At 28.3% G+C, this 16,397-nt stretch carries 12 protein-coding genes and 1 other annotated feature (1 of these 13 running past the window's edge); of the genes, 4 read left to right on the top strand and 8 right to left on the bottom strand.

Annotated features, from left to right (window positions below; genetic code table 11):
• Nucleotides 1-227 (bottom strand) — a binding site (T-box leader) (it extends 8 nt beyond the left edge of the window).
• Nucleotides 228-522: 295 nt separating this feature from the next.
• The 6 genes from KGF36_RS02200 to KGF36_RS02175 all read right to left on the bottom strand — a co-directional run bounded on the left by KGF36_RS02200 (nt 523) and on the right by KGF36_RS02175 (nt 9,530).
• Nucleotides 523-726 carry a CDIF630_02480 family spore surface protein gene (locus KGF36_RS02200; protein ID WP_227828862.1) on the bottom strand — a complete coding sequence of 68 codons (204 nt, stop codon included), beginning with the start codon at nt 724-726 and terminating at the stop codon, nt 523-525.
• A 100-nt stretch (nt 727-826) separates the two neighbouring features.
• Nucleotides 827-2,500 (bottom strand): bile acid germinant receptor pseudoprotease CspC, encoded by a 1,674-nt coding sequence (cspC, locus tag KGF36_RS02195; protein WP_227828863.1) that lies wholly within the window; start codon nt 2,498-2,500, stop codon nt 827-829.
• A gap of 9 nt (nt 2,501-2,509) precedes the next feature.
• Nucleotides 2,510-5,908: a bifunctional germination protease/germinant receptor pseudoprotease CspBA gene (gene cspBA, locus KGF36_RS02190; protein WP_227828864.1), complete on the bottom strand. Its 3,399-nt coding sequence runs from the start codon at nt 5,906-5,908 to the stop codon at nt 2,510-2,512.
• A gap of 148 nt (nt 5,909-6,056) precedes the next feature.
• Nucleotides 6,057-7,253, bottom strand: a complete 1,197-nt coding sequence (locus KGF36_RS02185; RefSeq protein WP_227828865.1) for a vWA domain-containing protein — start codon at nt 7,251-7,253, stop codon at nt 6,057-6,059.
• 20 nt (nt 7,254-7,273) lie between these two features.
• Nucleotides 7,274-8,095: an AAA family ATPase gene (locus KGF36_RS02180; protein WP_227437274.1), complete on the bottom strand. Its 822-nt coding sequence runs from the start codon at nt 8,093-8,095 to the stop codon at nt 7,274-7,276.
• 319 nt (nt 8,096-8,414) lie between these two features.
• A complete protein-coding gene (locus KGF36_RS02175; protein ID WP_227828866.1) occupies nt 8,415-9,530 on the bottom strand; it encodes a 4-hydroxybutyrate dehydrogenase in 1,116 nt (371 codons plus the stop codon).
• A gap of 393 nt (nt 9,531-9,923) precedes the next feature.
• Here KGF36_RS02175 and KGF36_RS02170 point away from each other — a divergent pair, with 393 nt between their 5' ends.
• From KGF36_RS02170 to KGF36_RS02155, 4 genes are all read left to right on the top strand, one after another.
• A complete protein-coding gene (locus KGF36_RS02170) occupies nt 9,924-10,613 on the top strand; it encodes a helix-turn-helix domain-containing protein (RefSeq protein ID WP_227854520.1) in 690 nt (229 codons plus the stop codon).
• Nucleotides 10,614-10,649: 36 nt separating this feature from the next.
• Nucleotides 10,650-11,348 carry a transglutaminase-like domain-containing protein gene (locus tag KGF36_RS02165; RefSeq protein ID WP_227828868.1) on the top strand — a complete coding sequence of 233 codons (699 nt, stop codon included), beginning with the start codon at nt 10,650-10,652 and terminating at the stop codon, nt 11,346-11,348.
• A gap of 146 nt (nt 11,349-11,494) precedes the next feature.
• Complete coding sequence (locus tag KGF36_RS02160) at nt 11,495-12,646, top strand: AI-2E family transporter (RefSeq protein WP_413926587.1); 1,152 nt, start codon at nt 11,495-11,497, stop codon at nt 12,644-12,646.
• Between the two features lie 152 nt (nt 12,647-12,798).
• Complete coding sequence (locus KGF36_RS02155) at nt 12,799-13,155, top strand: hypothetical protein (protein WP_227828869.1); 357 nt, start codon at nt 12,799-12,801, stop codon at nt 13,153-13,155.
• 101 nt (nt 13,156-13,256) lie between these two features.
• Here KGF36_RS02155 and eam read toward each other — a convergent pair whose 3' ends face one another.
• Nucleotides 13,257-14,525: a glutamate 2,3-aminomutase gene (gene eam / locus KGF36_RS02150; protein ID WP_227828870.1), complete on the bottom strand. Its 1,269-nt coding sequence runs from the start codon at nt 14,523-14,525 to the stop codon at nt 13,257-13,259.
• 379 nt (nt 14,526-14,904) lie between these two features.
• Complete coding sequence (locus KGF36_RS02145) at nt 14,905-16,308, bottom strand: PLP-dependent aminotransferase family protein (RefSeq protein ID WP_227828871.1); 1,404 nt, start codon at nt 16,306-16,308, stop codon at nt 14,905-14,907.
• Nucleotides 16,309-16,397: the final 89 nt, after the last annotated feature.

Genomic DNA, 16,397 nt, shown 5'->3' with positions numbered 1-16,397 from the left:
CGAAAGACTATTACTTTCGCGGTACCACCCTAGTTGTCATAAATGACCTCTTAGTTAAGCAATGCTTAAAGCCTATAACGGTGCCTTCCGTCTAAGTCTACTTGCTAAATAAGCTTTCGATTAGAAACTCCAAGATGTTCTTCAATATAAAACTTGTATTGAGCTTTCACCATCCTCAACTCGCTAAAACTACATTTTATATCTACTCTTCTCTTCACAGTATTTATCTTCTATTATTTCCGCTAATTAACAAAATTATACCAATTTATAAATTTTTAGTCAATAAGTTTATACAATTGATATTTACTAGTCTTATATAATCTATAATATAAACATTTATATTCAAAAATTTATATTTCCCTTTCAAATGTTTATAAATTACATTTTGCCTTCTGACATCTATAAAAAAAGTAAAGTAGTATGCTGTTTATTAGCCTAAGTTTAACTTTAAGCTTTTTAAACTAATACTACTTTACTTAAATACAATAAATTATTTATTTTTGTTATCAAGTATAGAAGTTTTTACAGTTTACTTCCATTATCAACCCAATCTTTCGCTTCTTCAACGCCTTTAAGTGAAGGTACTGAAACTTTACTATGAGGTTTTAATTTTTCAACATCTGCCCAAGCTGCTGTTGATTCATTTCCAACTAGAAGTGGACTTCTAAGTCTTTTGTTATCTTTACCTTTTAATGCTCTTGCTTTTTTACTTTCCAAAACTATCACCTCTATATATTTATTTTGTAATAGTTTTAGCAATTTTTCAAATTAAATTCATAAGTAAAATTTATAACAGATAAAATGCCATTATTTACATATTTTTTATTTATAAAGTATTTGCTATCTGTTGAATTGTATTTTTTAAATTTAAAATCCCATATCCCTGTGAAACATTTGGATATGTATATATATCGAGCTTCGTAGCTCCCAATATTAAATATGTTTTTAAAACTTGTGTAAACAATGATAACCTTGGGATATTATCTTGTTTTTCCAAGTATTCCATTAATAAGGCCAAGACTCCAGAAACTATAGAACTACTAACGCCTGTACCTGTTGCTGTATTGTATGTTCCATTTTTATATGTAGATATTATATCTACTCCTGGGGCTACTATATCTGGCTTAATTCCTCTTCCTCTAATTGGCCCTTTTGATGAACCAATCCACATACTATCAGTCTTATTATTAAATGTACCAACTGTAATTACATCATCACCAGCAGCATACATAGTTATTGTAGCCACTGAGTCTGGGTCTAAAAATCTTGTATCTGGTGCTATCAAGTTTTTATTTGGTAAATATATGTCATACTCTCCTCCTATTAGGAGTTCTGGAGTTAGCCTCAACGTCCACACACCAGGTTTTATATCTCTCAGTCTTATCTCTAGACTTTCATTTCCAGAAGTGATATATGGATAGATGAATCTCATTGAATAAGTAGTATTTTCCAGATTAAACTTTCCTCTATATACATAAAAGTCTGGGGAATATCTTATATCATGACTAACTTCACCTGAAGGAGATATTATTTGTGCCCCTATCTTATCTGGGCCATTTGTATTGAGTGTTATATCAAGTGCGTAATCGTCACCATCTTGTATTATTACATCTTGGACTTCATTTAAACTACTAAATCTTCCAGCATAATGAATATCTGTATTACCTTGATTACCTGCGCCACTTACTAATACAACACCAGCACTACTTAATATATTAAATGTGTCTAATATGGAAGTAGTTGCTACAGCACCTGACTTAACTCCGATAGTAAGATTTATTATTATAGGCTTATTTTCTGTTTTTGCTATATTAGTAACATATGTTATAGCTGCTAAAAAATCTGAAACACTATAATTTATCCTTCCAGCATAATAGGTATCTGTATATGATTTTAATTTAACCACTATCAAATCTGACTCTGTAGTTATACCTCTATATTGTGAATTTACTCTTCCATTTCCTACTAATATACCAGAAGCCAAAGTTCCAGTACCTATATTATCTTGACTTAAACTTCCATCATTTCTACTTATAGCTAAACTTAATTCACTTCTTGTAAATTCACTCCCAAAAATAAATCCTTCTGGTGGTGGATTTGTATTTTCTTCCTGATCCCATAATCGTAAAACCTTACTTGTTCCATCTGCGTTCACAAAATCAGGATGTAAATAATCTATACCAGAATCTATAACTGCTAATAAAATTCCTCTTCCTGTTATATCATTATATGGATTCTCATAAATATACTCTGATTCAGTAGCTGTTGTAATAGTTTCTCCATTATTCATATTATTAGTTATTTCAATTAAACTACTCATTGGAGCAGATTCTTCCCACCAAGCAACTTGTAGTATATTATTTAAAATAGTTTCATCAAAGTCCATAGGTACATATATTACTGCAAGCTGACTATTTAAAACCATATATCTATTTATTCCATTTTGTTGAAGTGCAGTTTCTATATCACCCTGATAAATTATACAATAAGATTTTTCCATAAATCCCTCCTATCTTAACACATCAAACATACCTCTAACGTCCAAAGTTCCATATCCAACACTTGTATTTGGATACTCTGTAGTTTGATTTTTTCTAGCTCCAGCCTGCATAAAAGTTTTTATTTTTTGGACGTATGCTTGATTTGGATATCTTCTATCAACAAAAGTATATTGAAAATACATCGCAGCAGCTCCTGCAGCATGTGCACTAGCTGCTGCTGTACCAGTTATAGTTGCGTATGTATTTCCAGGATATGCAGCTATTATATTAACTCCTGGTGCTACTAAGTCTGGCTTTAATCTATCTTCAATAGTTGGCCCTCTTGATGAACTTTGCCACAAACTATTATTAATAGTATTGTAAGCTCCTATAGTTATTAAATCGTCCTGAACAGCAGGATAATTTATAGTATAAAAAGGGTCAACCTCTCTAAATCTAGTTCCACTTTTTAAAAGAGCTCTATTTGGAAGATACAAGTTATATATTCCATTTACAATGTAAACCCCTACTAATCTAATCTTCCACACTCCTCTTTTAGCATTTCTCAGGGTAACATTGGTAAACTGCTGACCTGAAAAAGTAGTTGGATATACATATGTTATAGAATACTCGGTTCCTTCTAAATCAAATAAACCTGTTACCCTATTATAACTTGATATTCCAACACTTTTACTTTCTTCACCAGTGGGAGACACTATTATTACATCTGCTTTATCTGGTTTATTCAACCAAAGCTCAACTGATAATTCTTCTTCTTCTTCATTTAATTCCAACTCGACTTCAACAGCACTTCCTACATTTGGTATTCTTCCAGATGTGTGTGTCTGAGTGTTCCCTTCATTTCCAGCTCCTGCTGTTATACACAATCCTCTAGTAAAAAATGCTTTTTCACTATTACTTCTATTGGTCAATCCAACTAAACTATTGCTACCCAAAGATATATTTATTACTAATGGTCTCCCAAGTTCAAAAGATTTTTTATATGCATACTGAGACGCAGCAAATAACATTGCACTATTATAAAATCCTTCTATCTTAGCAGTTTTTATTATTATTAATTCAGCATCCTCAGCTATTCCTGCATATTCCTTATTTACATTACCAAGACCTGCACATATACCACTTATCATAGTACCTTGCCCAACTTCATCTTGAGATAGACTAGCATCATTTTCTGCAATTGCTCTATTAATATCTTCTCGTGTATATTCTGTACCAATGTAAAAACCTTCAGGTGGAGTTCCATCCTTTGTTTGGTCCCATAAAAAAGCTATTTTTGAAGTTCCATCTGCATATATAAAGTCTTTATGTAGATAGTCTATTCCTGTATCAGCAATTGCTATAAGAGTACCTCTTCCTGTTATTGTTATATTTGGATTATTTTTAAAAAAATTTACACCTATTTCTTCGGTTGCAACTACACCACCAAAAGTACCTTGATTAATCTCTCCAAGCAGTGTCATCTTTATAGTTGATTCTGTCCTTATAACTGATGGAAGTTCCAAAACTCGTTGTATACTATTATAGTCTGTAGTGTTTATAGATAATACACCAAATGAGTCACTTAACTTAAGAAATTCTTGACTCATACCCAATGATGCTAACTCGTCTTCAAATTCAGGAGTATGAATTACATTTATTCCTGCCAATGTTCCTGATTGTCTATCCATATTTTCACTTAGAAAATCCTCCAAATTTAAGTCATTATTTCTTTGAGCATTATAACTTTCTATAATTTTATAATTATTTTCTTCATCTTTAAATGACTTATTAATGCTTCTATATCCAATGTTTTCTGTTTCTAAATCTTGATTTATACTAGATAAAGTATACAAATCTATGTCTGATAAATTTAAAAATCCAAATCCTGATGAATTATTCGGATATTGCTGATTACTTAGTCTTCTTGCTCCCCTAAGAAGTAATGCTCTTAACTTTTGTGAATATAAAAATAAATCATTTCCATTTACAATTCCCCACTCCATAAACAACGAACAAACTCCTGTGACATGAGGAGTAGCCATGCTAGTTCCAGTTAATGCTCCACTTGTACCTCCTGGTAAAAAAGATATTATATCTTCGCCTGGAGCTAATAAGTCTGGTTTAAACACTCCTAATTGTGTATCTCCTTCGCCAGAAAATATGGATACTATATCTGTTCTTGAATTGAAACTACCTACAGTTATAACTCTACTTGCTGTTCCAGGAACTGTAACAGTAAGTTCTTGAGTTGGAATCAAAAATCTCGTGTTTCTATTTAATCCCTCAGAAGTTGGTAGATATATATTTATATTACCAGTTACAATATCTATAGGCTCAAATACAATTCTCCATAAACCAGGATTTATCTGTGTATTTGAACTTAACTGCAAAGTAACTCTTCTAGTAAGAGAATATGGTGCTATAGGATAAAAATAACCAGTAATTCTTGTCTCTCCTAAAGTATTTCTTATTTCACCTGAAGTTAGAGAAATTGATTGTGTCTGACTATTTGATGGACTTACTAAATGTACACTAAAATCATCAATAAAATCTGGCCATATGTTTATATTTAATATACGTTCTCCTTCTCCAATTACAAACTCAACTTCTTCTGTAGTATTATTTTGAAGTCTAATCCTTTTATGACCACCCTTATCTGCATTATTACCAGCCGCTACCACTATATTATTTTTCCAAAATAAACACATATCATCTATATACTGCTCAAATAAAGAAGTTCCTCTATGCGAACCTTCATTACTTCCATAACTTATATTTAATGTAACAGGCATTCTTAATTCTAATGCCCTATCTAAAATAAATTTAATCGCCCTCATAAACTCTGTACTTCTTGAAAAAACATCTGTCTGTATATTTCCAACTCTTACTACTATTATCCTAGCATCACTTGCAATAGTTGAACAAATACCTGCAACATGTGTACCATGTAGACTAGTCGTTGAAATAGGTATATATGTATTACCAGCTATTGCATTATTTATATCTTCATTAGTATATAATGTTCCTTCTTTAAAACCTGCTGGAGGATTTCCTTGTATAGACTGGTCCCAATAGTATAATATTTTAGACCTTCCATCACTATCTCTAAATACAGGCAAAGTATAATCTATACCCGAATCAATTATACCAATTATAGTCCCTTTTCCAGTTAATCCTGTTCTATTTTTAAAACCTGTTATCCCTGTGCTTGAAAAACTTTGGATGTCTTGGGTTTGTAATATAAAAGGTTTTTCTATAAACTCTATTTCTGGATAAGTCAGTAATCTATTTATATCTTCTTCATTACTTGATGTTATTATTGCATATGAAGAATTAAGTATTTCTACTGAAACACCTAATTCTTGCTCTAATCTTAATATATCTCCATTGTATTTTACGATTAATTCATAATTTATTATAATCACCTCAATTTCTAAAATTATTATTAATGTATATGTTTTTTGTAAGTCTAAAATGTATTAGGCTACATAATTTTTAAATTTCAATTATACAATTTATAATATAAAAAATGATGGTACATCTTTTAGATAATTTGTACCATCATTTTTTATATTATTTCGCAACCATTAAATTTTTCAATGATTTTTCCAATCCTTTTACAGTTAATGGATACATATTAAACTCACTTTGTATTAACCTTTGAGTCTGATACCAATAACTGATTGAATCCCATCCATCTCTCAGTTCTGGATTTAGCCACACAATTTTACTATACTTTCTTTTGAATCTTTTAAGCCACTCTATCCCAGGTGTATCATTATATGGACCTCTATAATTACCACCAATATGAAGTAACTCAGAAGGTGCCATAGAGGCATCACCAACGATTATAACTTTATAGTTTTTATCTATGTTTTGTAATATCCATTCAGTATCAATAGACTTACTTAGCCAGCATTCTGGTGTCGTAAATAATCTATCATAAAAACAGTTATGAAAATAGTATACTTTTACATCTTTAAAGTGATTTGATTTACTTACAGACTGAAATAATGTATTACATAAAGTACTATATCCTCTCATTGAACCCCCTGAATCTATAAGTAGCAAAAGCTTCACTGTATTTTTTCTTGGTTTTTCAAAGAATAATTTTAAATACCCTGCATTATTACAAGTCTCTTCAATAGTTTTATCTAAGTCAAGTTCTGTCTTTGGAGCATCTATTCTAGTAGAAAATTGACGAAGTCTTTTTAATGCAACTTGAAATTGACGCATATTTAAAACTTCATCATCTCTAAAATCTCTATACTTTCTTTCTCCTGCAACTTCAAGAACAGCCCTTCCATAGGTTGAAGTTCCACCTATACGTATACCAGTTTGACCTTTGCCTGAATGACCTAATTCAGAAGTACCTCCTGTTCCTATCCAGTAATTTCCTCCATTATGTGGAGAGTCTTGTTCTTTTATACGTTCCTCTAATTTAGCTCTCAATTCATCAAGGTTTATATTTGGATTTTGTTCTAATCTTTCAAATCCTTCTAAATCAACATTTGGCTTTTTAAGCCAGTTCATAATCTCTTCTGGAATTTCTTCTTTGTGTTCTATACCTTTAAAATACTCCAAAAATACTGCATCAAATTTGTCAAAATTACTTTCACTTTTTATTAAAATCATCCTACAAAGATAGTAAAAATTAGAAAAATTTGAATAACAAAGCCCTTTGTCCAGTGCTTCAATTAAAGTCATCCATTCATTTAAAGATATATCTAGACCTCTTGCTCTCAATAAATAAAAAAATTTAATAAACATAATTATTCAGCTCCTATTGACTACAAACGTTTTTGCATAGATTCAATATCCTCATTATTTTTAAGCAGTATCCCTGCAAAAGGAACCTCTTTTTCTATTTTTTCAATTGGAATTCCACTTAAAGTCAATGCTTGTATCCAGTCTATTAATTCTGATGTGCTAGGTTTCTTTTGTATCTCTCTTAAACTTCTAATCCAATAAAAAGTAGTCATTACTTGTTCCAATAAATGTTCTTCAACTTTATCAAAATGTACTTTGACTATCTCCTCCATCATATCTCTATCAGGAAATTCTATATAGTGAAATATACATCTTCTTAAAAAAGCATCTGGAAGCTCTTTTTCTGCATTCGAAGTTATAATCACTATAGGTCTTTGTTTTGCTGTTACAGTTTCTTTTGTTTCATTTATATAAAACTCCATTTTATCTAATTCCCAAAGTAGGTCGTTTGGAAACTCTAAGTCGGCCTTGTCTATTTCATCTATCAAAAGAATTACTTGTTGCTCTGAACTAAATGCTTCTCCTAATTTACCATATTTTATGTACTTACCAATATCATCTACTCCTTCACCTCCAAATTGACTATCATAAAGTCTTTGAACAGTATCGTATACATAGAGTCCATCCTGTGCTTTTGTAGTTGATTTTATGTTCCAAATTACTAAATCTTTTTGTAGTTGATTTGAAATTGCTTGTGCAAGCATTGTTTTTCCTGTTCCAGGTTCTCCTTTAATTAAAAGTGGTTTTTCAAGTGCTATAGCAACATTAACTGATGCCATTAGTTCTGGTGATACTACATAATCACTACTTCCTTTAAAATTACCCATTTCTTTTTTTATCATAAGTTCTACTCCTTTTAAACAATAAATTTTCTAAATGTATATGACTATTATATTACTATTTTTGATATAAAATAGTAATATAATACATTTGTATATCATTACTCTAAAATTCTATATATAAATAAAATTACCTCTAAAATATTTAAATTTTATCTTTATTTGTCATAATTAAATGAAATATATATTTTTTAATAAGTACAAGATACATTATCTTATAAAAATATCAGTCATAAAAAGCGATGATTTAATTAAAACCATCGCTTTTCATAAATTTGAGTTATAGCTAAATATAAAGCAATTAACTTTTAGATTTGGGTTATCAATATAAAATTCTGTATATATTTACTATTTCTTCTTTATTAAGTTTAACATAACTTTGATTTAATAACCTTTGTTGACTATCCAAGACACTGTCTGCAAAACTATTTATCTCATAATCTTTCATTCCATATTCTCTTAAACTTTTTCTTGTAATAATTTTATTAAGTAGCTCTTCCATTTTTTCATATACCTCTGATACTTTACAATTCATTATTTCACTCAAAAGCATATTTATTTTTGCTAATTTACCATCTGGTGATAATCTATTATATGTTTTAAACACTTCTATAAAAAACTGATAATTAGCTTCCCCATGAGTAACATGATAAACTCCACTTAATGGGTATGAAAGTGCATGTACTGCTCCTGTCCCAGCATTTCCAAAAGCAATACCAGCTAAATCACTTGCAACCAAAAAATCTTCTATAATATCAAATCTATAATCTTTTCCATTTAACACAATTTGCTGAAATCCATTTAAAATCATCTCTATAGCTTTGGTACTAAAAATTTCTGTATAAATACTCGCCTTTGGAGATACAAAAGATTCTATAGCATGTATTAAAGCATCAATTGCACTTGTAGCAAAAAATGAATATGGAAGCTCTAGTAATAACTCTGGAATTAAAACTGCATAATCTGGAAATAATTCATCTACAGCTAATCCAAATTTCGTATTCATCTCTGTTATTTCTGCAATTGAAATATTTGACACCTCTGAACCTGCTCCACAAGTTGTAGGAACAGCTATTAATTCTCTTATTTTTTCTAAAGGAACCTTTTTTTGAAATAAATCACTTGATTTCTTTCCATCTTTCAGTACTAACAACTTTGCCATATCAATAACTGCTCCCCCACCAATAGCAATAATTCTTGTACAATTAGTTTTTGAAAAATCATCCAATAATTTATCCATCATTATATCATCAGGTTCACCAGTTCCATACTTACTTTTATATTCTACATGTGCATCCAAACCAAAGCTTTTAAAATATGTATCATATGCATTTTTACTTGTTAATATAAAATCTGATTTACAAATCTTGAATTCTTCTATAAATTCTTTTGAATTTTCAAATTTATGAACTTGTGTTTTTTGCTGAAATAACTTCATGACATCCTCTTTTCTTCAACTTATAACTTGATGTTTTATTTTAAATAATCTGTAATATAATTATAAAATTTTTATTTTTTATATGCAAGTTTTACCATAGGTAATTTATATTTTAAAATATCTTAATATAGGTCCAATATTCTATAAAATAAAATTAATTCACTATAAAAGTAATCTAACTTTAAAATAATTGAACAAAATTAAAATCTAAAGTATAATAAAATAAAAATTTCACTAATCTTACTGAAAAATACTGTACATTTAACCTGTATTTCCTCAATAAGAAAAATGTTTGGAGGTAATTTTATTAATTATATAATTATGTCAAATAATCATATTTCTTCGTTTACAAATTCTATTCAATCAAATAAGCATAAACATTGGATGTTACAATTGTTTATAGGAATTGAAGATAATTTAAATATAACTATAGATGGCAATGATATAGAAGGTAAATGCATTATTGTAGATAGTAATATAGAACATTGTTTTTCAACAGGAGAAAAAGTATGTTTTACTATGTTAATTGAACCAACATCATCACTTGCATTAAGTCTTAAATCAAAATATATTGACAAAATTAAGGGTTATGGAATTATATATATTCATAATACTAAACATATACAAGAAAAATATTTTAAATTTTTAAAAAATCATGATAAAGAAGGTTATTTAAATTTTACAAATTCTGTGTTCAAATATCTTAATGTTGCTCAAGACAATTACACAATAGTTGATAAAAGAATTCATAAAATAATGCAAAGACTTAATGAGTGTGACTGTCATAATCATTCTATAAAAAATATTTCTGATATGGTCTTTCTTTCGCCAAGCAGACTGTCCCATATATTCAAAGAACAAACAGGAATGCCATTAAAAAGTTACATTCTCCTACATAAAATTCAAAAAGCATATTTTTTACTTTTATCTGGTAAATACTCTATAACTGATGCTGCTATGATGGCAGGTTTTGACAGTGCTTCACATCTAGCATACACCAACAAATGTATGACTGGTATGAATATTTCTGGCATATTAAAAAACAGCAAGTTTTTGAAAGTTTCAAATTACTCTAAGGTATAAAATATAGTTACACTAGATAAAGGAGAATTCTATTTTATGAAAAGATATTTATCAGAAAGTACATTATTAGACTTTAGAGCAAGAAATATTCAAGAACTTATTAGCAAACATAATTGGAATCAATTAGATAATTTTAATAAAATCAAACAAATTTATAACTTTATTAGAGATGACATCAACTTTGGTTTCAATGCAAGTGACAATATATCTGCAAGTAAAATACTAAAAGATGGATATGGACAATGTAATACAAAAACTATACTTGCTATGGCACTTTTAAGAGGAGTTGGCATTCCATGTAGGATTCATGGTTTTACTCTAGACAAAAGAGTTCAATTAGAACTCTTAGGAATTATTTACAAAATTGCACCTACAGAAATCATTCACACATGGACAGAAGTATACTATGAAAAGCAATGGTATAAATTAGAAGGTCTTATTTTAGACAAAAATTATCTTACAAGTATTCAGCAGAAATACAATAACTGTCAAGGCTCATTTTATGGATGGGGTATTGCCACTAAAGATTTTCAAAATCCTCAAATATCTTGGAATGTAAATCATACATTTATTCAAAAAGAAGGAATAATTGATGATTTGGGAATCTTTGATACTCCAGATAATTTTTTTAATAAATATAGTCAAAAGATAGGATGGTATAAAAATTTTTTATATAAACATGTTGGAAGGCACTATATAAATAGAAATGTACAGAGAATTAGAAACGAATTGTAATTATTTATATTTGTAATATGTAAATTTAAGAAAATAAAAATAATATTTAGATAAAACTTTCAATATATTGTACACTTATCAAATTTCATATTAATCATACTATATTAATACTACTTTTTATTGTATAATAAGCTATAAATATTAACTTGATTTTAAATTTAAGTAAATCTAAACTTAATAAATATAAGAAAGGTTGTGTTGTTTTGCAGGATAAAAAAATTTATTTAAATATTGTACTTACTGTAGTTATTTCATATATTTTGATTAAAGTTATTGATAATTACAAATATTTTTTTGGAGTAATAAGTTTACTGATGTCATTACTAACTCCATTTATAATAGCATTTGTATTAGCATATGTATTTAATCCACTAGTAAAATTTTTGGAAAATAAGCTTAATTTTAAAAGGATATATTCTTTACTTCTTACTTATGGTGTGCTAATAGTTATACTAGTATCTTTTATACTATTTACAGTTCCATCAATAGTAAACAGTTTAGCTGACTTAGTAACTCAAGTTCCTATATATATAGATAAAACGGAACAATTCTTATTTGATTTAGGTAAAAGTTTGCAATCAGTAGACCCTAATACATTAAAAGAATATGGTGACAAAATTATGAGTGTAATGCCTAAGTTTAGTAACTTACTTATTGGTTCACTTGGAGGAATATTTAGTACTACCTTCTCTGTTGGAAAATTTATAGTACAATTCCTTTTAGGCTTTATAATTTGTTTCTATCTATTATTAGAAAAAGAAAAGTTCTTATCATTTACAAAAAAAGTTATTTATATTTCTTTAGGTAAAAAATATGGAGACTTTATAATAGAATTGTGTCAAAGTTTGAACTTAAATATTGGTAAATACTTTACAGGTAAGATTTTAGATTCTTTTATAGTTGGACTGCTTTCTGGAATTGGTCTATACTTTTTAAAGTCTGAATATGCACTATTGTTTGGTACACTAATGGGTATTATGAATATGGTTCCATACTTTGGTCCAGTAATAGGTATGACACCAGTTGTAGTAATTAACTTATTCTACAATCCTACAACTGCGTTAACTTGCTTGATTTACTTAATAATAATTCAACAAGTTGAAGTTACATTTATAGAACCAAAAATCGTAGGTGGACAACTAGGTCTTAGTCCATTTTTTACAATACTAGCAGTTACTGTTGGTGGAGGATTTTTTGGAATACCTGGTATGATTTTATCAGCTCCTGTTATGGGCGTTATAAAAATATATTTTTGTGAATTTGTTAATCGTAGACATGATAAAATACAAATGGAATAAAAATACAATTTAATTACGATTTTGTAATCAAAGGTTACAGCTGTGTAACTGTAATATTATCCTCTTTAATGGTAATATTTAATTATAGAAAACATATAATATTATTAAGTAATAAATATCTTATATAATTAATTACGAAAGAGGGTTTTAGTATGAAAAAAGCACTTATATCTTTATTAGTTTTATCTTGTTTGTTATTAACTGCACCAGTAAATGAATCTTCTTATGCTGATTCTCAAAAGAATATTCCTGTAAGTCAAGATACTAAATTGACTCAAGAACAAGCTAAAGAACTTTTAGTAAAATACAACAATAAAGTTGATTACATATATCAAGGAAATGCTAGCGATTTTGAAGCATTAAAAGCTAAAAATCTTAATGGATATGTATTTTTACCAGATGCAGATGGTGACATTGGTTACTTTGTAAATGAAAATACTTCTGAGATATATTACTTCCATCCAAGTGGATACCTTGAATTGGTTAATCAACAACAAAATAATAAATAAAATAAATAACTAATATAAAAATGGATGCAAATTGATATAAATTTAGCATCCATTTTATTTTTATTTTAAAGTTGTTTCTTTTTGTATATTTAAATATTTTATTAATCCTGCGCTTGCTCTTTTATAAGTTTCTTTATATCTACAGCTGGTTCATCTTCCATTTTTATAACTTTTCCTTCCCATGTTCTAAGCATCACATAATCTGTTCCTTTTGATACAAGATATTGTGGAAGTAATGGAGTCTTACCACCTCCTTTTGGAGCATTAACTATATATGTTGGTATTGCCATTCCAGATGTATATCCTCTTAGATATTCCATTATTTCAAGACCATCATCTACTGATGTATTGAAATGTTTTGTTCCTTTTACATGTTTGCTTTGGAATATATAGTAAGGTTTCACTCTTATTTTAAGCAATTCTTGATTTAAACATCTCATTACAAATTTATCATTATTTATACCATTTAATAACACTGCTTGATTTCCTAATGGTACACCTGCATTTGCTAATTTTTCACATGCCTCTTTAGATTCTTTAGTTATTTCCATTGGATGATTAAAATGTGTATTTATATATATAGGATGATATTTTTTTAGCATATTACAAAAATCATCTGTAACTCTTTGTGGCATTGTAACAAGAGTTCTAGTTCCTAATCTAACATAATCAACATGTGGTATTTCTTTAAGTTGGCTAAGAATCCATTCTAAATAATCATCTTTTAATGTAAGAGTATCTCCACCAGTTACTAATACATCTCTTATTTCTTCATTTTCTCTAATATAATCTATAGATTCTTGTATAACAGCTTTTGACTTATGAGAATCTTGTTGACCAATATTTCTTCTTCTTTGGCAATGTCTACAATACATAGCACATTCATTTGTTACATTTATTATTAATCTATCTGGATATCTTCTAGTTATACATCCTGCTGGATTTGTATACTCTTCTCCCATTGGGTCTAAATCATCTTGTTCATCTTCAAATTCTATATGTGTTGGTATAGAAAGTAATTTTATAGGGTCACATATATCATCTGGGTCTATCAAACTCAGATAATATGGAGATATTGCCCATCTAAATTGAGTACCAACTTCTTCTATATATTCTTTTTCTTTTTTAGTTAGATTAATAATCTTTGATAAAGTATCTACATCTGTGATTCTATTTGATAATTGCCATTTGTAATTATTCCAGTCTTCTTCTGTTCCATTTAATATGCTTAATATCTTTTGTTTTCGTTTATTTATCTCTTCTTCTTTTTCAAGACCTCTGTTAATTGTTTTCCTAGCCTGAATATAATCATCAATTTTTGATTTTAGTTCAGCAGCTCTCTCTAAGGATATTCTAGTTTGTTCATTCATAATTTTTAGCTACCAAAATTAATTAATTTCCATTATTGATAGCATCCTCCTTTCTGGTGTGTTTATATCATTCTGATAGGCAAATTTAATTTTGCCATATAGATTTTATAACATATGAAATTGATTTTATTTTTGCATTTTTTCTGTTATTTTATACATTTATGAACATTTTCCCACTATCGTCAATAAATTACAATTTATTATGCATTTTTTTTAACAAATGATTAATTATTTCTATTTTTAAGAATTATTTTACCATAAAATGATTATATTTTCAAGATGATTAAAGTTAAAATTTTAATAGAAAGTAAAGTATTTCATCAAATAATAAAAGCGGAGGTTTATTATAATAAATTTCTCCGCATTTTTATTTATTTAATTAAATTATAGGAAAATCTCTCTGATTTTTAAGAAGTGACTTTATTGTATTCAACCCTTTCTCTAATTCTTCTACATCTTTTGGAGCTGTTACACAAATACGAACAGCTTTTGGCACAATAGAATTACCAACTGAAAAACGTTCAGCACAATATACCTGAACACCTAAATTTTTTGCATATATCTCAAATGATTTTCCATCCCATTCATCTGGAAGAATCAACCAACGAAAACTACAATTTTTATCACCAATTAAATTATAATCAGATAAAATCTTATTAGTAGCTTCATTTCTTTTTATAATTTCATCTTTTCTTTCTTCAATAATCTTATTTATAATAGGAGAATGCAGTAAACGATGTACTATTTCTGCATTAAATGGGGAAACCATCAAATTCATATTATATAATGCATTTTCTAGACTTCCTATATAACGTTTTGGAGCAACTACAAACGCTACTCTAAGCCCAGCACAGATAAATTTAGATGTACTAAGAATATATATAGTATTATTACTAGCTAAAGAAAATACTGGATCTTGTAAATCCGGTTTAAAAATACTATTTATAGCATCTTCAATAATTATGATATTATACTTTTTTGCTATCTCTGCTATTTTCTTACGTGATAAGTTAGACATAGAATGTGTTGTTGGATTATGATAATCTGGAATGATATATATACCTTTTATGTTTTCATTTTTACAATAATTTTCAAGAGACTCGATTGACATTTCATTATTCTCTTGGGGAATTGGAACTAATTGAATGCCTATCATTTTAGCTATTGACTTGATTCCAGAAAAACTCAATGAATCTGTTGCAATTCTATCTCCAGCCTTAAATAATCCTAATAAAGTAGCGCATATAGCATTTTGTCCACCTGTAGATAAAAGTACATTTTCTTCTTTAGTATATATATTATTTCTTTCTAACCATTTTGCAATTGATTTTTTTTGCATGTGTGTACCTGATGGAGACATATATTGAAGAAATTTTTCCATTTCTGGTTGTTTTAATACATTTTTAATAAAATTGATAATATATGTATTTTGTTCATAAGGAGGATGTACTGTACCAAGTTCAATTATACCTTTTGATTCTGTTTGATAAAGCAATGTATTGCTTAAATTTACATCAGAAGAAATAAAGGTCCCTTTTCCTACTTTTGCACATATTAATCCTTTTTCTTCACAAAGTTTAAATGCCCGTGTTATTGTACTTAAATTTAAATCGAGAAAATCTGCTAATTCTCGTTGTGGAGGTAATTTATCTCCAGGATTTAAATTTCCTTTTTCAATGTCTTCTTCTAACAACATTGCTAAAGTTTTATATATTGGTGGTTTTCGATTGTTTAATTGTGGTTTCCATGTCATTGGATAATTTTCAAATGAATTTATTGGCATATAATTACTCCTTTTAAAGATAATTGTCCTCCATACAATTTTATCATTGTATGCTTATATTTTAGATGCTATACTTGTATTTGTAAATA

The organism is Clostridioides sp. ZZV14-6009, assembly GCF_020658095.1.
Classification (GTDB): domain Bacteria; phylum Bacillota; class Clostridia; order Peptostreptococcales; family Peptostreptococcaceae; genus Clostridioides.
The sequence above is the reverse complement of the archived record's forward strand: the minus strand, read 5'-3'. Positions and strand labels throughout refer to the sequence as shown.

Coding starts and splice junctions, on each gene's coding strand:
- cspC (WP_227828863.1), bottom strand. CDS start 2,500: ATGGAAAAATCTTATTGTATAATTTATCAGGGTGATATAGAAACTGCA.
- KGF36_RS02185 (WP_227828865.1), bottom strand. CDS start 7,253: ATGTTTATTAAATTTTTTTATTTATTGAGAGCAAGAGGTCTAGATATA.
- KGF36_RS02180 (WP_227437274.1), bottom strand. CDS start 8,095: ATGATAAAAAAAGAAATGGGTAATTTTAAAGGAAGTAGTGATTATGTA.
- KGF36_RS02175 (WP_227828866.1), bottom strand. CDS start 9,530: ATGAAGTTATTTCAGCAAAAAACACAAGTTCATAAATTTGAAAATTCA.
- KGF36_RS02165 (WP_227828868.1), top strand. CDS start 10,650: ATGAAAAGATATTTATCAGAAAGTACATTATTAGACTTTAGAGCAAGA.
- KGF36_RS02155 (WP_227828869.1), top strand. CDS start 12,799: ATGAAAAAAGCACTTATATCTTTATTAGTTTTATCTTGTTTGTTATTA.
- eam (WP_227828870.1), bottom strand. CDS start 14,525: ATGAATGAACAAACTAGAATATCCTTAGAGAGAGCTGCTGAACTAAAA.
- KGF36_RS02145 (WP_227828871.1), bottom strand. CDS start 16,308: ATGCCAATAAATTCATTTGAAAATTATCCAATGACATGGAAACCACAA.